This is a genomic window from Streptosporangium sp. NPDC020145 (genome assembly GCF_040631275.1).
Taxonomy (GTDB): domain Bacteria; phylum Actinomycetota; class Actinomycetes; order Streptosporangiales; family Streptosporangiaceae; genus Streptosporangium.
This window is the reverse complement of record NZ_JBEXZT010000003.1, coordinates 547,674-567,084: the sequence shown is the minus strand read 5'-3', so window position 1 is coordinate 567,084 and position 19,411 is coordinate 547,674. Positions and strand designations below refer to the sequence as shown.

20 protein-coding genes are annotated in these 19,411 nt (G+C 70.4%); 15 read left to right on the top strand and 5 right to left on the bottom strand.

The features are described from left to right. Positions 1-262 precede the first annotated feature (262 nt). From ABZ463_RS08150 to ABZ463_RS08110, 9 genes are all read left to right on the top strand, one after another. Positions 263-631: a YbaB/EbfC family DNA-binding protein gene (locus ABZ463_RS08150; protein ID WP_352010196.1), complete on the top strand. Its 369-nt coding sequence runs from the start codon at positions 263-265 to the stop codon at positions 629-631. 324 nt (positions 632-955) lie between these two features. Beyond that, entirely contained in the window at positions 956-1,282 is a 327-nt protein-coding gene (locus tag ABZ463_RS08145; protein WP_352010197.1) for a WXG100 family type VII secretion target, read from the top strand. 36 nt (positions 1,283-1,318) lie between these two features. After that, positions 1,319-1,618: a hypothetical protein gene (locus tag ABZ463_RS08140; RefSeq protein WP_352010198.1), complete on the top strand. Its 300-nt coding sequence runs from the start codon at positions 1,319-1,321 to the stop codon at positions 1,616-1,618. A gap of 82 nt (positions 1,619-1,700) precedes the next feature. Beyond that, complete coding sequence (locus ABZ463_RS08135) at positions 1,701-2,087, top strand: hypothetical protein (RefSeq protein WP_352010199.1); 387 nt, start codon at positions 1,701-1,703, stop codon at positions 2,085-2,087. An 11-nt stretch (positions 2,088-2,098) separates the two neighbouring features. Continuing rightward, a complete protein-coding gene (locus ABZ463_RS08130) occupies positions 2,099-3,418 on the top strand; it encodes a hypothetical protein (RefSeq protein WP_362774238.1) in 1,320 nt (439 codons plus the stop codon). A gap of 28 nt (positions 3,419-3,446) precedes the next feature. Next, positions 3,447-3,926 carry a hypothetical protein gene (locus ABZ463_RS08125; RefSeq protein ID WP_362774235.1) on the top strand — a complete coding sequence of 160 codons (480 nt, stop codon included), beginning with the start codon at positions 3,447-3,449 and terminating at the stop codon, positions 3,924-3,926. A gap of 13 nt (positions 3,927-3,939) precedes the next feature. Further along, complete coding sequence (locus ABZ463_RS08120; RefSeq protein ID WP_362774232.1) at positions 3,940-5,247, top strand: hypothetical protein; 1,308 nt, start codon at positions 3,940-3,942, stop codon at positions 5,245-5,247. 38 nt (positions 5,248-5,285) lie between these two features. Continuing rightward, entirely contained in the window at positions 5,286-6,356 is a 1,071-nt protein-coding gene (locus tag ABZ463_RS08115) for a hypothetical protein (RefSeq protein WP_362774229.1), read from the top strand. Positions 6,357-6,440: 84 nt separating this feature from the next. Continuing rightward, positions 6,441-7,205 (top strand): hypothetical protein, encoded by a 765-nt coding sequence (locus tag ABZ463_RS08110; protein WP_352010204.1) that lies wholly within the window; start codon positions 6,441-6,443, stop codon positions 7,203-7,205. A 4-nt stretch (positions 7,206-7,209) separates the two neighbouring features. Here the strand turns inward: ABZ463_RS08110 and eccB are convergent, their stop codons facing one another. Next, the gene (gene eccB / locus ABZ463_RS08105) at positions 7,210-8,661 is read right to left on the bottom strand and encodes a type VII secretion protein EccB (RefSeq protein ID WP_352010205.1); all 1,452 of its coding nucleotides are present in this window, start codon (positions 8,659-8,661) and stop codon (positions 7,210-7,212) included. Between the two features lie 204 nt (positions 8,662-8,865). Between eccB and ABZ463_RS08100 the strand changes: the two genes are divergently transcribed. From ABZ463_RS08100 to ABZ463_RS08090, 3 genes are read left to right on the top strand one after another with little or no spacing between them, the layout of a single operon-like run. Further along, positions 8,866-9,171, top strand: a complete 306-nt coding sequence (locus tag ABZ463_RS08100; RefSeq protein ID WP_362774225.1) for a hypothetical protein — start codon at positions 8,866-8,868, stop codon at positions 9,169-9,171. Then, positions 9,168-9,968 carry a hypothetical protein gene (locus tag ABZ463_RS08095; RefSeq protein ID WP_362774222.1) on the top strand — a complete coding sequence of 267 codons (801 nt, stop codon included), beginning with the start codon at positions 9,168-9,170 and terminating at the stop codon, positions 9,966-9,968. The genes ABZ463_RS08100 and ABZ463_RS08095 overlap by 4 nt, the downstream gene beginning before the upstream one ends. After that, a complete protein-coding gene (locus ABZ463_RS08090; RefSeq protein WP_352010208.1) occupies positions 9,965-10,393 on the top strand; it encodes a YbaB/EbfC family nucleoid-associated protein in 429 nt (142 codons plus the stop codon). The genes ABZ463_RS08095 and ABZ463_RS08090 overlap by 4 nt, the downstream gene beginning before the upstream one ends. A 7-nt stretch (positions 10,394-10,400) precedes the next feature. Here ABZ463_RS08090 and ABZ463_RS08085 read toward each other — a convergent pair whose 3' ends face one another. Continuing rightward, positions 10,401-11,201: a hypothetical protein gene (locus ABZ463_RS08085; protein WP_362774219.1), complete on the bottom strand. Its 801-nt coding sequence runs from the start codon at positions 11,199-11,201 to the stop codon at positions 10,401-10,403. Between the two features lie 91 nt (positions 11,202-11,292). Beyond that, a complete protein-coding gene (locus ABZ463_RS08080; protein WP_352010210.1) occupies positions 11,293-11,592 on the bottom strand; it encodes a hypothetical protein in 300 nt (99 codons plus the stop codon). A gap of 155 nt (positions 11,593-11,747) precedes the next feature. On the opposite strand from ABZ463_RS08080, the gene ABZ463_RS08075 reads away from it, so the two are divergent. Then, the gene (locus tag ABZ463_RS08075) at positions 11,748-12,164 is read left to right on the top strand and encodes a YbaB/EbfC family nucleoid-associated protein (protein WP_352010211.1); all 417 of its coding nucleotides are present in this window, start codon (positions 11,748-11,750) and stop codon (positions 12,162-12,164) included. Between the two features lie 81 nt (positions 12,165-12,245). On the opposite strand, the gene ABZ463_RS08070 is transcribed toward ABZ463_RS08075, so the two are convergent. Then, positions 12,246-14,513, bottom strand: coding sequence for a serine/threonine protein kinase (locus ABZ463_RS08070; protein WP_362774214.1), 2,268 nt, complete (start codon positions 14,511-14,513; stop codon positions 12,246-12,248). 120 nt (positions 14,514-14,633) lie between these two features. Further along, a complete protein-coding gene (gene mycP, locus ABZ463_RS08065) occupies positions 14,634-15,791 on the bottom strand; it encodes a type VII secretion-associated serine protease mycosin (RefSeq protein WP_362774211.1) in 1,158 nt (385 codons plus the stop codon). Positions 15,792-15,939: 148 nt separating this feature from the next. Between mycP and ABZ463_RS08060 the strand changes: the two genes are divergently transcribed. Both ABZ463_RS08060 and ligA read left to right on the top strand, forming a co-directional pair. Further along, the gene (locus ABZ463_RS08060) at positions 15,940-16,968 is read left to right on the top strand and encodes a methionine synthase (RefSeq protein ID WP_352010214.1); all 1,029 of its coding nucleotides are present in this window, start codon (positions 15,940-15,942) and stop codon (positions 16,966-16,968) included. A 149-nt stretch (positions 16,969-17,117) separates the two neighbouring features. After that, positions 17,118-19,298 (top strand): NAD-dependent DNA ligase LigA, encoded by a 2,181-nt coding sequence (gene ligA, locus ABZ463_RS08055; protein ID WP_362774208.1) that lies wholly within the window; start codon positions 17,118-17,120, stop codon positions 19,296-19,298. The last annotated feature ends 113 nt before the right edge of the window (positions 19,299-19,411 follow it).

Sequence of the window (19,411 nt, the reverse complement as noted above, 5' to 3'; positions counted from 1 at the left end):
CCCGGCGCCAGGTGTGAGGGGTTTGGCTTTTTATGCCTTACCGGTGCCGTGCGTGAGGAGTTTCCGGTTCGGGCGCGCCGGCGCTTGGACTGAGGAGCGAAGGAGCGAAGCGGATGAGCGACGAGGGAAAGCGTCGGCTCGGAGCGCCCGAACCCGCGCTGCCGCAGGCAGCGCCATATCAAGGAGCGAGATGGAATTCGGTGAGTTCGCCAACATAGATGTGGAAAAGCTGCTCTCTGGAAACAGTTCGCAATTCGCGAAAATGGAGGAGCTGCAGAGGACGATCACCACGCTCGTCGGTCGTGCCCAGGACGAGGACGGCCTGGTCGCGGTCGAGTACGCAGCGGAGGGACTGCGGGGGCTCGAACTGCACCCCAAGGCCATGCGGCTCAGTTCGGGCGAACTGGCTGAGCGGATCAAGGAGGTCTTCGCCGAGGCGTCCAGGGACCTGCAGAGACAGCTCGCCGAGGCCGCGGATCAGGCGTTCGGCGAGGGGGACAATCCGCTGAGGACGTTCGGCGGCCCGGACGGGCCGCTGGAGCAGGTCCAGGAGGCGGGGGTCGCCTACGACCGTGCCTTCCAGGACGTGATGGGGGAACTCGACCGCATCCGGCGCCGTCTCGAACTGTGAGTTCACGTAGACGGCTTTCCAGATCACGGAACGTCGCCGTTTTTTCGCCGACTTCTTTCCGTGATGGAGGAGTCACGCACTCGTCTGGCCTGCTCGTTTATAGATAAGACGCTAAATGTTTACTTTTCCGTAATATGAATGCATGTTAGCTATGTGATCCCTGATGGCTAGCATGCCGTCTGATGATGTTCGTCGGGGTAGTCCTTTCTGTCCGCTCGTGTGGCTTCTCTGGCCATCCGGGTGGCATCGCGTGGGCCGTACGGTCCGCACGGGGGCGTGACACCACCACGGACAAGCAGGCCTTATGTCACGGAGGTGTGACCGGTGGCGGAGTTTTTCGGTGCGAGCCCCGCACAGATCAAGAAGGCGTCCGAGCTCGTCGTGGACACCGCGCAGTACGTCGAGGGCCTGCGCAAGGGCGTCGAGACGACCACGCAGGAGCTGACGGCCTCGGGCTGGCTGGGCACTGCTTCGGCCAAGTTCCTGGGCGCCATGCGCGAGTGGGACCGGCAGATGACGATCGTACGGAGTGACCTGGAGAAGATCGCCCAGAACCTGGGCGACAGCTCCGTCACCTACGACGCGGCCGACCAGGACGTGCAGTCCGGTATGAACCGGGTTGACGCGCTCATCAACACCGGCGCCAGGTAGTACGGCCCCATCCCGCAGTCGAGGACGGAGAACAGAGTGTCCGACTATACGAAGGTCAACTTCGTGGAGATGGAGAAGGCCGAGCTGGGCCTCCTCCAGGTCGTCACCGCCATGGACAAGGCGACCGACGACCTCATCACCAAGCTCCAGCAGGTGCTCGGGGAGCACTGGGCCGGTGACGCGGCCAACTTCTTCGAGGAGCACAGGAAGGTCTGGGACGCCGCGGAGCAGGAGATGGGGCGTCAGCTCAACGAGGCCGCCAAGGCCCTGGGCATCGCCAGCGAGAACTACAAGGCCGCCGAGGCGCGGAACAAGGCCATCTGGAGCAACCACTGACACGGTCGCCGTGTGAGCGGGTGCTCTCCGGCCGCCGCCGTACGCGGCGGCCGGGGTGGCGCCGGGCGCGCCGAGGAGAGGCATGAGCGCATCGGAGTGGCCGAGTCTGGACGACGTGGCGAACATCACCGAGTTCGACACCTTCCAGATGAGAAAGGTCGCGCAGGAGCTTGAGGAGTACGCCGCGGGGTTCGCGGGCCCCGCGTTCTTCGAGGGCTACACGACGGGTTCCGCGGCCAGCGTCGAGACCAGCGGAAACCTGAGCGGCCAGGAGGTCGGCGAGTGGCCCGCCGCCCGGACGTTCGGGCAGACGGTCGCCGGGGGAGCCTCCACGGACGGCAGGATCGCGGTCCTCGCCCAGGTCTACGCGGAGTTCGTCGCGCAGTACGCCCAGGTCATCAAGACGATCAGGGACAGCGCGAAAGAGTACGACGGCGCCAACACCGCCAACGGCGCCGGGAACGGGTGACAGGGGGAGCAGTGGACACCCAGAAACGGACCGTGCGGGTCCGTTCGGCCGCCGCACCGGTCCAGGGGGAGGTCGGCGACTCCTTCACGGCGATCGACGACTGGCTCAAGGGCACCTCGCCGGCCGAGATCGAGAACGCCGGCTTCGGGTTCACCAACGGGGCCGCCGTCATCGAACTCGTCACCGGTGCCCTGGAGGGCAACGCGGCCAGGCTGGCCCAGGTCTGGGGCGGCCCGGCCGCCGTCGAGACGCACAAGGCCATACGCATGCTGCACACGACGGGCACCGAGCTGGCCGCGGTGATGAAGGAGGTCGGCGCCGTCCTGCGGACGTACGGGGGCGTTAACCTGCCCGCGGCGCGCCAGGAGATGGAAGGCCTGCGCACGAAGCGGGCGAAGGCGCTTCAGGTGGGCCCGCAGCCCCCCGAGGCGGACGGGACGGTCGACGCCCGCAACCTCCTGAAGAAGCTCAACGGGCAGATCGTCGAGCTCTACGCGAAGATCCCCGAGGAGTTCACCTACACGCTTCCGGCCGCCGCGGAACCCGCGGGGACCGGCGGTTACACGACCACGGACTACTCCTCGGTGGGACGGCCGACCGGTTCGCGGGGCAACGGGAGCACCTCGCGGACGGACACCGGCCCCTGGCGGGGAAGCGGCTCACCGGCCGACGGTCCGTACGGCACCGGCGGCACGAACGGCGGACACAGCGGCACGGGCGGCCCGGACGGCACGGACGACGGCTCCCAGGGCGCCGGCACCCCGGGTCACCCCGGCGGCACCGGCGGCACCGACGGTTCGGGCACGACCGGCCCCGGTTCGGGTACCGGCGGCCAGGGCTCCCCGGGAGAGCCGGGACCGACCGGCCCCGGCGGCCAGACGGCAGGCCCGGGTTCGGGCGGGGACGGCACGGCCCCGGCTGTGATCGGCGGGCACGAGACCACGTCCGACGGCACCGGCGCCACCCACGGCTCGGGAAGGACCGAGGTCGCGAGCTTCGCCCCGACCAACCTGGTCGCGCCGCCCACGATCCAGCAGCACACGGTCCTGCCCGTGTCCCCGGTCACGACGTCCGGCCCGCCCCTCGCCCCCACGGTGATCGGCGGCCCCGGATTCGGCGGTCCCGGCCTCGGGACAGGCGGGGCGGGAGCCGTACCCGGGGCGTCGTCCCCGGCGAGCAGGGGCGGCTCCCCGATGATGCCGTTCATGTCGCCGGGCGGAGGCGCGGGCGGCGGGGCCGAGGAGCAAGGCCAGGAGCGCACGACCTGGCTGTCCGAGGATCAGGACGTCTGGAACTCCCGTGGAGACGTGATCCCCCCGGTCATCACCTGACTTTTCCGAACTTTCCGAAAGGTGCGGCATGGCGATCGAGCTCGATCCCGACTGGCCCGGTCTGACCGTCAAGAGCGACAGCAGCGGCAAGGGCGGTCCCGACCTGAACCGCGCCACGATCAAGGAGATCGCCGGGCTGCTGGAGAAGGCGCTGCAGAAGCTGACGACCCCCACGCCGCCCCCCGCGACCGCGGTGGCGACGGCCAGGGGAGAACGCGCCGAACTGTCGGGGCCTCCCCCGGGGGGCGGGTCGCTTCCCGACCTGCAACTGCAGTGCGCGCTCAGCGACGAGCACCTCGGCAAGTGGCTGACCGCCCAGCAGTTCACCATGGCGATCAACACGTCCTACTCGGTCCTCGTCGGAGAGCGGGGCCAGAAGGGCGGCGGCCTGTACTCCTCGACGATCGAGCAGTACAAGGCCGTCATCGACACGCTCTACGAGATCGCCAAGGCCTACGACGGCGCTGAGGTGGCGAACGAGGGCACGGCTCCCAAGACGGGCGCCTGATAGGGAGGCCATCATGGCGGAAACAGGCTCCAACCGGCTCAAGTACGGCATCGAGCCGCAGGAGACGCACCTGTCGGTCACGCTCTTCGACAGCATCAAGGACCAGGTCAGAGAGTGGGTGGACGCCACCCAGCCGAACTCGGTGAAGCGCGCGGGTGACTACTACGTCGCCGCGCACGACCTGCTCCAGGAGGCCGCGGCCACCCTCAAGCAGCGGGCGACCGATCTGGCCGGGACCTACAAGGGAGCCGAGAGCGTCGAGGCCCAGAAGGAGCTCCAGCGACTGCACGGGAGCATCCGCGAGCTGGCGGGCAAGATGCGGCAGGTCGGCACCACGCTGCGCGGCTACTCCGAGACGCTCAACTGGGCCCAGCGCAACATCGTCACCAAGCGGGGCGAGGACTCGCGCTCCGACCACGACACCGACTGGGCGGACCAGATCCCGTTCTACGGCGCGTACCGCGCCGAGGACAGGGCAAGGGACCGGTTCAACGAGATCAACGAGAAGATCATCCAGCACTACAGGGAACTCCCCGAGGACGTGCAGCACTCGCTGCCGACCCCGATGCAGCTCCCCGTGCCCGACTACGGCGGCGTCAACCTGCCCACGGGCCCCGGGGGAAGGGTCACGGGGCCGGGCGGGGGCGACTACAACGGCACGCCCACCCGGCTGTCCGTCGACGACCCCACCAACCGCCTGGGTCTGAACGGCTCGGACCCCTACGGCCAGGGTGACCTGGGCGGCCTGGACGGTTCAGGACAGGGCGGCAAGGACCTCCCCGGGCAGGGGCCCGGATCGGTGGACGGCTTCCCGCCCGGTTCGGGGACGGGCGGTCCGGGCTCCGGCGCCGACGGCTCCGACCCGAACCTCACGAACCCGGGAACCGTGAACGGCTCCCTCCCCGGCACCGATCCGAACGACCGGTTCGGTACCGGCTCGACCTCCCTCGCCGGCCTGAACCCCAACGACCTGGGCAACGGCACGCCCGGTCTGCCCAACGGCCAGGGAGCGGGCACCTTCGGCAACGCCAACGGCCTGATCGGCACCGGTACGAACGCCGGCACGGGAACGGGAACCGGCGTCGGGGTGGGGGTCGGCCTGCCGGGCGGCACCGGGGGCCTCGGCGGCGCCGGAGGCCTCGGCGCGGGGGCCGGGGGGCTTCGGGGCGCGGGAACCCCGGGGATGCCGATGATGCCGATGGCTCCCGGCGGCGGCGCGGGCTCGGAGGAGAACCAGGACCGGGAGAGCAGCACCTGGCTCCTGGAGGACGACGAGGTCTGGGGCAACGGTGGCGACACCACTCCCCCCGTGATCGTCTGATGTGATGGTCTGTCGTGAGGATGTCGTGAGGAGAGGAAATGGGCGATTCGCCACTGGACGGGATCTCGCTCGGGGTCGGTGGTCCCGCCAAGGTCGTCTCGTTCACCGATGACCAGCTGAAGAACCTCGGCACCGAGTTCGGCAGCCGGGCCAAGGACGTCGACGGTCTCATCCACGGCACCGGTTCGATCGGCATCGCCCCGCCCGCCTTCGGCGTGCTCGGGATAGGGCTGAACACCGCCCACGACACCGCCCGCGACGGCGCCGTCAACGCCCTCAAGGCGGGCAAGGCGGCGATCGACTCGTGGAACGCGGCTCTCAAGGCCGCGTCCGAGAACTACGCGGCCGCGGAGAAGGCGAGCACGACCGAGGAGAAGCCAGGCCCCGGCGGTCTGGGGGGTCCCGGCAATCTGGGAGGCCCCGGCAAGCTGGGAGGTGCCGGTCTCCCCAAGATGGGCGGTGGCCTCGACGGTGGGGCCGGTGACGATATGAAGTTCCCCGGGTCGGGGACGGATTCGTTGGACAAGGACCTGCTGGACCGCAAGTTCCCCGACGACACCAGATCCCTCGAAGGCACCAAGCCTGACGACGTCAAGTTCCCTGACAACACCAATTTCCCCGGCCAGAACGGGACGAACCAAAACCTGCCGGACTCCAATCTGCCCGGGGCCAAGCTCCCCGATCCGAACGGCGTCGGGGGCGACCTCAACAAGCCCGGCCTCGGGCTGGACGACCCCACGAAGACCGCCCTGTCGTCCTACAACCCTCCCAACGTGGGCAACCTGGGCAATCTGGGTAACGTGCCGACCGGGAATTCGGGACTGCCGGGCGGTACCACCTGGACGGGAGACACGCTGGGGCCGGGCTCGTCCGGCCGGGGCGGCGGGTTCTCCGGGGTCGGCGGCAACGGGGCCCTCCCGGGCGGCCTGTCCGGCACGGGCACGGGCGGCGCGGGTGGCATGGGCGGCATGCCGATGATGCCGATGGCACCCGGTGGCGCGGGCGGCGAGCAGGGCAAGGAACGCGAGAAGACCACCTGGACCTCGGAGGACGAGAGCGTCTGGGGCGGCGACGAGGACATCGCCCCACCGGTGATCGGCCAGGAATGACTGACCCCCTCGGGCCGCGGCCCGAGGGAGACGGAACGCTGAGGCGTATGAGCGGGAACCGGATGCCGGAGAAGGAGACGAGCCGTGGCCTACGAGAGTGATCGATGGGGATACATGTCGTTGATCCCGACGGGGCTCGCCGCCGCGGCCGTCCTCATGCATCCGGGGGCCTACCTCATCGTCGCGGCCATCGGGACGATGGTCTCCAACCCCGGCGACATGGCGAAGGCGGCCGGTGAGTGGCGTGACCCGAAGGGGGCGGGCGGGGTCGACATCGACACGCTCAAACAACAACTGATCGACCTGAAGGGGAGGGCCGAGAAGGAGGGCAAGTGGGAGGGGGACGCGCAGAAGCTCTTCGCCGCCACCATCGACGAATTCGTCACCCAGCTGGACGGCGTCAAGAGTTTCCGCGCGGGAACGGCCGACACCCTCGACCAGACCGCGTCCCTGTACCACAGGACCTTCCAGTTCGCCACGCTCGTGATCGGCGCCATGACCGTCGCGGCGGCCGCCTCCCTCGCCCTGTGGGCCTTCCCGCCGCTGCGGGCGGGTCTCATGCTGCAGATCAACACTTTTCTCAAGGGACTCGACGCCGTCGTCAGAGCCGTGCTCAAGAAGAAGCTGCTGGCGATCGGGGCGGTCTCGGTGATCCTGATGATCGTCAACGACATGGCGAAGGAGCACGGACGGCTGTTCTACGGCATGCAGTCGATGCCGGAGCTGGAGACGGACTTCACCCAGGTCAACCTGCAGTACGAGAAGAGCACCGGACTCACGGTGAAGCCGGACACCTCCGCGTTGAAGCCTCCCAAGCCGAAGGGCGGAATCATTCCCGGCGTCTTCTGACCGGTCACTGTCGCTGCTGCGGCCCGGTGGTCCGGGGCCGGTCGGCCTGCACCGGTTTCCTGGCCGCCGGGATGTCGAGCGCCGGTCCCTCGGGGATCAGGTGCACCAGGTGCGCGGGCAGCGGGGCGATGTCCTGCGTCGTGTAGCCGAGGGCGGTCAGCGCCTGCGGTGAGGTGACGGCGTGCCGCCGTCCCTGGTCGTCGACCAGGTAGAGCGACTGGATCGCGTCCAGCCTGCCGTCCCCGGGCAGCAGCCCGGCCAGGGCGCCTCCGCCGTACGGCAGGACCACCTGGTCGACCACGTCCTGGTTGAACCAGCCCTTCGGCGGCGTGGGGACCGCGACCGTGCTGCCGACCGTCAGCAGCGCCTTGGCCGAGCCGCGCTCGGTGTCGGCGTAGACGGCGCAGACCGGGCTGGTCGACGGCGGGGTGATGACCGCGGGCATGGTCCGCGGGAGGTCGCCGCCGCCCATCGAGGTCGCCGAACGCCTGGCGCCGGTCGCGGTCGCCGGGTCAAGCTCGATCGCCTTGACCGGGGCCCGGCCGTACGCCTTCTTGCTGCCGGGGTCCTGCAGCAGCAGGGCGGCCTGGGCCGGCGTGAGGGGCGCCAGGCCGTCGGCCAGCTGGACGTACCACTTGGCGCCTCCGCCGGCGACCGGCGCAACGGTGAACACCCTGCCGACGATCGACGCGCCGCCGTCGGGGCCACGCGTCTGGCGGCCGAGGCCGGGGACGGAGGGAGAGCGGAAGTCGGGCCCGGCGGGCAACGCGTTGAGCCAGGCCAGCGGGACCTGTCGGGGCCGCTCCTCGGTCAGCGCCCGTGCCCCCTCGGTGGAGACGCGCATCCGCTGGTTCGACCAGAGCAGCCAGGCCTGCCCGTCCTGTTCGACGAGCATGGCCTTGTCCTGCCCGATCGGTTCGCCGCCGACGGCGAACCCCCCGACCAGGGTGGTGTACGGCCTGCGCTCGCCGTTGGCGTCCGCCCCCTCGACCACGCAGGCCGACCAGGGGGAGCGGACCAGGCGGTCACGGGCGGGCAGCGACTCCGGGGCGCCGGGGATGCCGACCAGCGTGCCGCGGGGGTAGCCGGACAGCGAGGCGGAGCTGACCACACGCACCTTCACGTTCTCCTGGCCGACCAGCAGCCGCGCGGAGGCCATGTTGACGACCGGGATCATCGTGCCCTGGGGGGCGCTGTAGACGAACGTGGCGCCCGTCTCCTCCTCGACGATCACGGTTCCCGGGTCGGTGAGCGCGGTCGCGTTGCCCGGCCGCAGCAGGCCGATCACGCCGAAGACGGCCGCGACCAGCACGGCGACCAGTACGCCGCCGAACATCGCCACGTTGTGTCTGCGCATGGGCGACTCGGGCAGGTCTGGTTCGCCCTGGAGCAGGGCGGTGCCCAGGCGCTGCGTCATCAGCCTGTACGCCTGGTAGAGGTCACGCCGGGTCTGCATCCCAACCCCCGTATCGCTGGATGCGTTACCGCAAGCATAGAAGGACGATCTTGAAAATGGTCCTTTTTGTGGTGGATGTAAACGGTTGCCGTCCAGAGCGTTTCCGATCATCGAAAGCCCGCTGAACAAGGTCCGGGAAAGCCGGGACGGCGGGCCGGGCGGTGATAGGAGATACAGGAACGACCGTTGATCAAGGAGGGGCACATGGCGCTGGACATTCACGTCACGTCCGACGCGATTCGAGCACTCCACACCGAGGTGACGGACACCACCATCCCCAAGGTCAGGGAACTGCGGGACATGGTGGCGAGCACCCACGTGTCCTTTCCCGGCTGGGGGGCGGCCGGTGAGGTGGCGATCGGGATCAGGTACCGCCAGATCCAGCGCCAGATGGAGGAGAGGTTCACCGAGGCCCTCGACGTCCTGGCCTCCTGGCAGGAGGGGCTGCTGACGGCCGAGGGCAACTGGAAGACCGCGGAAGCGGCCAGCGGCGTCGTCGTCCGCCGATGACCGTCTCGAACAGGCCCCGGTGGAGGACCGCGACACGCAGCGCCAAGGGCGTCGTCGTCAACTCCTCGAAGATCATCAGCAGTCTGGAGAAGGGCGCGCGGCTCGCGCCGACCCTGTGGGCGGGCGTGGCGATCGCGGGGACGGCGGTCGCCAACGTGCCGGGGATGGCCGACGCCTACAACAACTGGGAGTCGATCCACTCGCGCCTGGACACCCTCAACAAGAGCTTCCTGGCCTCCCTGCGGGACAAGGAGAAGGACGGGTGGATCGCCAAGGACCGTGAGGCGTTCAACCACGCGGTCCAGCAGTACCAGGAGGCGGTGGAGAGCCTGCGCGCCTACGTCAAGGCCGTCGCGGGGATCGTGGACGAGCTCGGCGACGCCTACCGCGCCTACTGGGCCGCGCTCGCCGCGCTGGCCGCCCGGCTGATCTCCCTGCTGCTGATCGCCGCGGCCATGCTGACGACACCGTTCGCCGGGTCGGCCATGCTCAACCTGAGAATGCTCGGCACCCTGGCCAGCAGCATCATCGGCGCCTCGACCGCCGCGCTGGTGAAGATCATCGCCGCGGGGGCGAGCAGCGTCTCGCTGTTCTTCTCGGGCAAGGCGTTCTGGCAGATGTTCAACCTCTCGCCGACCGGCGCCGCGAAGATCGACTTCACCCAGGCGATGATCGTGACGGGGAACCTGCCCTCCTTCCAGAAACCGCCCCCCTCGCAACCCGGGCAGCCGACCCGGCTCCCGCCCTCGGCGGGTTTCCAGTGGCTGGCCCCCAAGAGAGAGCTTCCGGCGCCATGACACAGATGAACCGCGACTTCGACGACCTGCGCCTGGACACCCCGGAAGGTCTCGACGAGTTCGTACGGCGCAGCGACGAGATGCTGAACAGGCTCGGCGGCGTCCAGTACGAGCTCGGCGCGATCACCGGAGAGGGCGAGGCGGCCGACGGCATGGCGCGGGCCGTGGTCGACTCGACGGGACGCCTGGAGCGCGTCACCCTCGACCCCAGGATCGCGCGCCTGGACACCGCCACGATCGCCGAGGCGGTCACCGAGGCGGTCCGCGCGGCGCAGGACGACGCGCGGCGCCGTAGCGAGGAACTGATCAGCGAGGCGACGGGCGGCGAGCCGATCACGCTGGACATGGCCGCGGCCCGCCGCCAGCTTGAGGAGATCGGCGAGGACCTGGCCCGCACCCTGCGGGACCTGTCCTCGGGTTTCTGACCCGGCGCTACCTGCCGTTGATCTTGTCGAGTGTCGCGTCGACCTTGGGGTCGGGCTTGTTCGAGGCGGGCTCCCCCACCTCACGCTTGGGGGCGACCCAGGCCGAGGGCGGCTCCGTGGAGATGACGGCCTTCTTGAAGTCGATCTTCATGGCGCCGGTCGGCATGATGTTGTTCAGGTCGAGCATCCGCTGCGTGAGGGGAAGCAGGGTGGTGCCTATCAGGGCGAGGTAGCCGCCCAGAAGCGCGGTCATCTTGGCCGCGAGGCTGTTGACGATGGGGCCGATTCGCTGGAGCGCCACCTGCGCGGCGGCGGCCGTGGCCGGATTTCCCCTGCTCGCGAGCCGGATGGCCGTTATGTAGAGGGCCACCGCGGAGGAAAGGACGAGGATTCCCTTCCAGTAGTCGTAGTACGCCTGGTGGACCGCGTCCACCTTGCCCTCCAGGGTGTAGCAGACGCCGCTGAGCTTCTGCAGCTCGCCACTGAACAGGGCGGTCGCGTTCAGGAACTCCTCGCGGTCGTCGGCCTGCCAGTCGGCACGGGACAGGAAGACCGCGTTGCCGATGAGAGAGGGGTAGGCGACTTCAAGGGCCTTGGCCAGGGCGTTCCAGTTGGCCTTGGCGTCGTTCATCCCCGGGGTGTTCGCCACGGCCGTGCTCACGATGGCCACCGCGGTGGCCAGGGCCGGAACCGGCCTGGCGTTCGCCCTGAGCGCCTTGAGGGCCTCGTCCGCGAAAGCCGTGAGCTCCCTGCGCGCCGCCGTCGCCGCCCGACCATGGTGGGTGAGGTCGACCTTCGGTCCCGTCACCTTCTCCGCCGCCTTTGCTGTCGCTGCCGTCGTTCTTCTCGGGTTTCCCGGACTTCCCGGATGGGGGAGCCGGCGCCTTCCGGCGGAGCCGTCATGAGTAGGTGACCTTGCTCGCGTCCTCGGCGTCCCTCCAGTTCTGCTTGATGGTCTCCAGGGCGCCGACCCAGGCGTTGATCGCGGCGGTGGCGTCCTCGACGGACTTCTTGACGTCGCGCTGCGTGCTCTCGTACGCGCCGCCGAAGGCGAGACCGAGCAGGCCGAACCCGGGGCTGTCGACGTTGGTCTCGTCGATCTTCGTCTTGAGGTCCTCGAACGCCGGTACCACTCGTTCGTTGAGGTTGCGCTGGATGTTCGCGATGCAGGTCGAGGTGACGTGAATGTTCTGACTCATCCGCCGACGTACCCCCGTGTAGTTCAGCTTTTGGACATCTGGTGGTTTCGCGTGTGAACAGCGGTGTTTAAGTGATCTTTACGGTACCGTGTGGCTTTTCTGGTGTCAGGAGTGATTTCGGTTATCTGTTGTCACTCATCGTCAGGAGGAGGCGCGTGGTGTTCGATCCCACCAACTTCGGGCTGGAAGACCTGGAACGCATCAGCAGAGACGCCGAACGTCAGACGGCGCGCCTGGCCGAGATCGAAGGCGAACTGGACGAGGTACGCGGCACGGGAACCGGGGCGGACGGGCTGATCGGCGTGACCGTCGACCCCTCGGGCAGGGTCGAGAGGATCGACCTCAACCCTCGCGTCATGCGCCTGGACAGCCACGTCCTGGCGGAGGAGCTCATGCGGGCGATCGGGGTCGCGCAGGACGACAGGGAGCGCAGGACGAAGGAGATCCTCGAAGACGCGGGGCTCCCGGCCACCCCCCTGGGCCTCGACGACGCGCGTGAGCGGATGGAGGCCGCCTACGAGTTCTTCGCCCACTCAGTCGGCGCCGAGGACGGGCGGTTCGAACGGCGCTGAGGAAGCCTGGAAGGCGTCGGCCCCCGCCGGGGCGAACCCGGCGGGGGCCGACGTCGTCGTTGCGAGGCACTCAGAGGCGCGTCATCCGCAGTTGGCCGGCGGGGCGCTGGCGCTGTCCGCCGAGTTGCCACCGCTGATGCTCACGCACTTGCCCTTCGCCGGCAGGATCACCGGGCCCGCGTAGTACTTGAACTCCCCGCGCTCGGTCTTGCTCCCGCCGTCCTTCACCTCCAGGGTCGCCCAGACGGAGGTCGCCTTCCCGACGTCGGTGGTCTTCATGGTGACCACGCAGTTCGAGCCGGTCGAGGAGTTGTAGAGCTGGTAGACGGCTCCACCGGTGAAGGGCACGGACCGCTGCACGTAGTAGCCCGCCCCGCAGGCCTGCTGCGGCGTGTAGGGGTTGGTCTGCGGCCGGGACTCCCCGGCCGGGGGCTTGGCCGTCGAGGGCTCGGCGGTCGGCTGGAGCGGCGGCCTGACGTTGCCGGGCTCGATGGGCCTCTCCGAAGGACGCTCCGTCTCGGGCTTCGTCTCAGGCTTCGCGGTCCTGGTCGGAGTCGACCGTACGGTCTTGGTCTCCTCGGGGGTGCGTGCCGTCCGGGTCGGCGTCGGCGACGGCGTCGGCCTCGCGGCGTGGGTCGGCTGTGCGCTCGCCGCGGGCGTCGGGGTGGCCGTCGGCGCCGGTGAGGGGGAGGCCGTCTGGCTCGGCTCGGGGCTGCCGTTCGGCGACGGGGACGCCGTGGAGGTCCCGCTGGGAGAGGCCGTGGGAGATCCGCTGGGGGACGCGGTCGCGGGCCCGCTGGGCGGGACGGTGGGAGTCACGGTCACGGTGACGGTCGGCGTCGGCGTGTGGGCCTGCGTCGGCTCGGCCGTCTGGCTCGGCTTGCCCGTCGGCTTCCCGGTCGGCTTCGCCGAGGTTTCCGCGGTCGGCGCCGTGCTCGGGGGCGCGGGGACGTTGGTCGGCGGAATCGGGGGCGTGGTCGGTACGGCGGGTGGCGGGGTGGTGAACGAGGTCAGCGTCGGCACCGGGGGCTCACCCGTCGGCGCCTCCGTGGTCAGCTGGAGCGGGGCGACGTCCGGGACGTTCGGGTCGGGCGTCGTGCCCCACGGCACGGTCACCCGGTCCGAGGGGTCGTCGGTGCCCTGCTGTCCCTGACCCCCCGTGCCGTTCGTCGGGTACGGCTGCCGCCCCTTGCCCTGGTCGACCAGTTCGAGGGGGTTCGCGACCTTCCCGTCGGCGGAGGCGCGCTCGACGTTGTTGAGCGAGGTGTAGTTCCCCGCGGCCCAGATGCCCGCTCCGGCCAGCACGGCGACCGTGCCGACGCAGGCGGCCAGCAGAAGCCCGCCGGGCTTCTTGCTCCCCGTGGTCGAGGCCGCGACCTGCAGCACGATGGGCGGCTGCGTCGAGGCCGAGGTGTCCTTGGGCAGCGGCGGCGCGCTCCATCCCGCGGACGCCGCAGGCTGCGAGGCGGCGGCGTCCTGCTGCTGGGGCACGGCCGGTGCGACGGCGTCCCCGGTGACTGCGCTCCCCGTGACGGCGCCTCCGGTGACGGCGCCCCCCGTGACGGCCGTGCCGGTGAGGGCGGGCCGGTCGCCGAGCAGTTGCAGCATGGCGGCCTTGGTGTCGGGACGCTGCTGCGGCTGCTTGTCGAGGCAGGAGATCAGGAGGGCGGTCAGCGCGGGCGCGAGCCCGGTGAGGTCGGGGGAGCCGTTGAGCACGGCCTGCGGGTCCCCGCCGAAGGGGGCGCGGCCGGTCGCGGCGTAGGCGATGGTCGCGGCCCAGGCGAACAGGTCCGCGGGCCTGCCGGGCGCCGGTGCCGGACCGCCGGTGAGGTTGGCGTGGACCAGCTCGGGGGCGTGGTAGTCGGGCTCGGGCCCGGTGACGCCGAGGGCGGTGTCGCGCACCCGCGGACCCTCCGCGCTCAGCACCACGGTGTCGGGGTTCAGCCCGCCGTGGGCGAGGCCCGCCAGGTGGATGGCGGTCAGGGCGGCGAGGGTGCCGGAGGCCAGCCGCTCCAGGGCGTCGGGGTCGAGCGGTCCGTCCGCGGTGACCGTCTCGCGCAGGGAGCGGCCCTCGACGTGCTCGTGGACGACGTAGGGGGAGTCGTCGAACCAGCCGACCTCGACAAGCTTGGCGGTGTGCGCGCCGGAGATCCGCTTGGCGGCGTGCAGCCGGTTGGTGATCCGCTCCCGCGTCTGGGGGTCGGCACCGGGAAGCGCGGGCAGCAGGCGGATGACCCGGGTGGTCTCCTGATCGGGAAGACGCCCCAGGTAGACGGTCTGACCGGAGGCGTCGCCGAGACGTCCGGTGAGGAGGTAGACACCAATCCGTTCCGGATCTTCAGGTGTCAATGGGTTGAAATCCCCCATCGGCCATCCTTCCAACTCAACTATCGATAAAGACTGCTATAGGTATATCTAGGGCTATCAAAGCAAATCTGATCAGTGAAGTTCACATGTTTCACAGCTCTTTCATGTCTGTTCTCCCGGATGCCCTGGCCGCCATCCCCGGCGCCGGCCTCGCGGCACGGCGAACCTGAACACCACGGCCAGCAGGACTCCGGCGAGACAGAGCAGGGCGACCCACAGCGTGATCGAGACGCTCAGGGCGTCCTCGGGAGGCGTGCGCCGGATCGCGTCGGCGGGCAGCGGGGTGGGCTCCTGCGGCGCCAGGGCCACCTCGTCCGAGGCCATGATCGTCGAGACGGCCAGCAGCGGGTTGACCATCCCGGCGCCGCTGCCCGTCCCCGAGGCGCCGTCGGCGGTCCGCGCGATGCGCCAGCGCACCTGGTCCTTGTTCAGCTCCGGGTAGCGGGAGCGCACCAGAGCCGCGACGCCCGACACGTAGGCCGCCGCGAAACTGGTGCCGTTCTCCTTCTCGACGTAGGAGCGCCCCGGCCAGGTGCTGGTGATGTCACTGCCGGGGGCCAGCACGGTGACGGGGGTCATGGAGTTCGAGTAGTCGGCGACGCTCCCGTCGGAGTTGGCCGCGCCGACCGAGATGACCCCGGGATAGGCGGCCGGATAGGCGGGGGCCGGAGTGCCGTCCTCCTTGTTCACGTTGCCCGCCGCGGCGACCACGACCGCGTCCTTGGCCAGCGCGTACGCGACCGCGTTGCGCAGGTCGGGCTGGTCGCTCGCCTGGATGGAGACGTTGATCACGTCGGCGCCGAGCTGGGCCGCCTTGACGATGCCCAGGGCCAGCCTGCCCAGGTCGCCCTCGTCGCCCAGGGGCTGCTTGATGGAGATCAGCCTGGCCTCGGGCGCGACCCCCGCGAAGGGCACCCCCTTGAGCCTGGCCCCGCCGATGATGCCCGCGACCGCGGTGCCGTGACCGACGCAGTCGGCCTTGCCGGTTTCTGTGAGGTCGAACGCGGTCACCCGGGTCAGCTGGGGATGCGTGACGTCCACGCCGCTGTCGACGATCGCCACGGTCACCTTGGCGCCCCTGGACAGCCGCCACGCCTGCGGCAGGTTGAGCCGCCGCTGCCCCCACGGCTCCGCGATGCTCGTCGTGCCGCGCTTCGGCGCGCACCTGGTGGGCGCGGCCACGGCGGGAGCGGCGGTTACGGCCCCCGCGGTCACGATCGCGATGGCCGCGGCCGTCAGCCTTCGCGTGAATCCGTTCACCTTCTGTCCCCCAAGACCGGTGATACCGGGCAGAACCCTACTGAACCCGATCAAGCGCCGTCACGGTGTCCGGCGGTCCTAAGCTGACTGCCGTGACCGGGCGAGGCGGGCGGGTGCCCGGGGTTCGGTGAGAGGGCGGGGAGCGGACATGGGAGAACACACGGCCGGGACCGCGGCCGGATACGCGTGGGGCGAGGCGACGGCGACGGGCGTCGGGTCGCACCCGGGTCAGGACCACGAGGAGGCGATCAGGGTCGTCTTCGGGGAGCTTTCCGCTCTGCCGTACCTCCCCGAGCTGCCCGGACGAGGCGTCGGCGCCGACATGATCGGGCGGTCCGCCTCGCTGCTGGTCGAGCTGGCCGTCGAGGTCCAGCCCTCGGGATGGCGCTTCGCCGACCGGCCGGGACGCGACGCCAGGCGGGCCCGTGACCACCTGCTGCGCGACCTCGACGCTCTTGAGGAGGCGGCCCAGGGGTACCGGGGGCCGTTCAAGATCCAGGTGGCCGGGCCGTGGACGCTGGCGGCGACCGTCGAGCTGCGCCACGGCGACAGGACGCTCGCCGACCCGGGGGCGGTGCGCGACCTGGCCGCCTCCTTCGCCGAGGGGCTCGCCGCGCACGTCGCCGACGTGCGCAAGAGGGTGCCGGGCGCCACGGAGATCGTGCTGCAGCTCGACGAGCCCGGCCTGCCGGGAGTGCTGGCGGGTACGGTCCCGACCGCGTCCGGCTTCGGGCGGCTGCCCGCCGTCGAGGCCCACGACGCCACCGAGCTGCTCGGCTCCGTGCTGCCCGGGGGAGTCTTCCCGATCGCCCACTGCTGCGCGCCCAGGGTGCCCTTCGGCGTCCTGCGTGAGGCGGGCCTTCGCGGCCTCTCGCTGGACGCCTCCCTGCTCAGGCGACGCGACGAGGACGCGATCGGCGAGACGATCGAGGCGGGGATCGCGCTCTTCCTCGGCGTCGTGCCCGGCACGGACGCGCCGCTGCCCGACATCGGGGTGATCGCCAGGCCCGCCGCGGAGCTGTGGAGCAGGCTCGGCTTCCCCGCCTCGACGCTGGCCTCGCAGGTCGTGCTCACCCCCGCGTGCGGGCTGGCCGGGGCCTCACCCGCCTACGCCAGGACCGCCCTGGCCACCTGCGCGCGGGCGGCCCGCGTGCTGCGGGAGGACCCGGGCGAGTGACCTCCCCGGCCGCGGGGCCGTACGGCGGTCGCGTGACCAGGGCGGGCTCGTCCGCGGAGCTTGTCCATGGGCGGGTAACGGCGCCGCGCACTGTCGGTGGTCGGCGATAGCGTTCTCCTCGTTTCCGGTTGACGAGGGGAGAGCCTGCGATGGGCGCTGAGGTCGAGGGTGTGCCGGTTGCGGCGCTTGAACGGCACGCGGAGCTGGCCGAGCTGGCCGACGAGGCCAACTGGCGTTACTACGTGCTCGACTCACCGACCGCGAGCGACGCCCAGTACGACGCGTGGATGCGCGAGCTGCGCGCCCTTGAGGAGGAGCATCCGGCCCTGCGCACGCCGGACTCCCCGACGCAGAAGGTCGGCGCGCCGATCTCCAGCGACTTCACGGCGGTCGCCCACCTGCAGCGGATGGAGAGCCTGGACAACGCCTTCAACGCCGACGACCTGCTCTCCTGGCAGGTCAGGGCGGAACGGCTCGCCGAGCGCGAGACCGCGCCCTACCTGTGCGAGCTGAAGATCGACGGCCTGGCCATCGCGCTGGTCTACGAGAAGGGCCGCCTGGTGCGGGCCGCGACCAGGGGCGACGGCCGCGTCGGCGACGACGTCACGGCGAGCGTGCGCACGATCGCCGACGTCCCCCAGCGGCTCACCGGCCCGGACGTGCCCGACCTCGTCGAGGTCAGGGGCGAGGTCTACATGCCCGTCGAGGGCTTCAGGAAGCTCAACGAGCAGCTGGTCGAGGCGGGCAAGCCCCCCTTCGCCAACCCCCGCAACTCCGCGGCGGGTTCACTGCGGCAGAAGGACCCCAGGATCACCGCGCAGCGACCACTGCACATGATCGTCCACGGTGTCGGCAAATGGGAGGGCGAGCCCCTGCCCCCGACCCAGTCGGCGGTCTACGAGCGGCTCAGGGCGCTGGGCCTGCCGGTCAGCGACCTCTACAAGGTCGTGGACGACCTCGACGGCATCAACGCCTTCATCGAGTTCTACCGCGAGCACCGCCACGACCCGGTCTACGAGATCGACGGCGTCGTGGTGAAGATCGACCGCATCGAGATCCAGCGCAACCTGGGCTCGACCAGCAGGGCGCCCCGCTGGGCCATCGCCTACAAATACCCCCCGGAGGAGGTCAACACCAAGCTCCTGGACATCCAGGTCGGGGTCGGCCGCACGGGCCGGGTCACGCCGTACGGCGTCATGGAGCCGATCGTGGTCGCGGGCTCGACGGTCGAGCGGGCGACCCTGCACAACGGCTCCGAGGTCGCGCGCAAGGGCGTGCGCGTCGGCGACACCGTGGTGCTGCGCAAGGCGGGCGACGTCATCCCGGAGATCGTCGGCCCCGTCGCCGACCTGCGCGACGGCACCGAACGCGAGTTCACGATGCCGACGCACTGCCCGGAGTGCGGCACGGAGCTGGCCTACGAGAAGGAGGGCGACGCCGACCTGCGCTGCCCCAACACCAGGGCGTGCCCGGCCCAGCTGCGTGAGCGCATCTTCTTCGCCGCCGGGCGCAGGGCCTTCGACATCGAGGGGCTCGGCTACGTCGCGGCGACCGCGCTGACCCAGCCGCTGCCGCCCCAGGAGCCGCCGGTGCGCACCGAGGCCGACCTGTTCGACCTGACCGTCGAGCGGCTGCTGCCGATCAGGTCCGTCGTCCGTGATCCCGACACCGGCCTTCCCAAGACCGACCCGGAGACCGGTGAGCCCAGGGTCGTCACCTTCTTCGCCAACCAGAGCGGCGAGCCGAGCAAGAACGCCGAGAAGATGCTGGAGGAGCTGGAGCGGGCGAAGGACCAGCCCGTCTGGCGGGTGCTGGTCGCGCTCTCGATCCGGCACGTCGGCCCGCCCACCGCGCAGGCCGTCGCCGCCGAGTTCCGTTCGATCGACGCGATCGAGCGGGCGACCGAGGAGGAGCTGGCCGCCGTCGAGGGGGTCGGCCCCCGGGTGGCGGCGGCGATCCACGACTGGTTCCAGGTCGACTGGCACAAGGAGATCGTGACCCGCTGGAGGCAGGCCGGGGTCCGCATGGAGGACGAGCCTCCCGCCGACCTGCTTCCGCGGACGCTCGAAGGCCTGACGTTCGTGGTGACCGGGACGCTGGCGACCTTCACCCGTGACGAGGCGGGCGCGGCCCTTTCAGCCAGGGGCGGAAAGGTGTCCGGTTCGGTGTCTAAAAAGACCTCTTTCGTGGTCGTTGGGGAGAACGCAGGCTCCAAATATGACAAGGCCGTCAAGCTCAAAGTGCCGATTCTCGACGAGGATGGCTTGCGGGTCCTGCTGGAGGAGGGGCCGGAGGCGGCTGCCGCGGTGGCGGTGACGCCGGAGGAGTGACCACGGGGGCGAGAGGCCGACCAGGGGAAACGACGAGCGGGGGGCCGTTCCGTGACAGGTGCTTCGAATGGCCGGTGACGGAACGTGCGCAATTGGTTCCGCGAAGTGGCCCA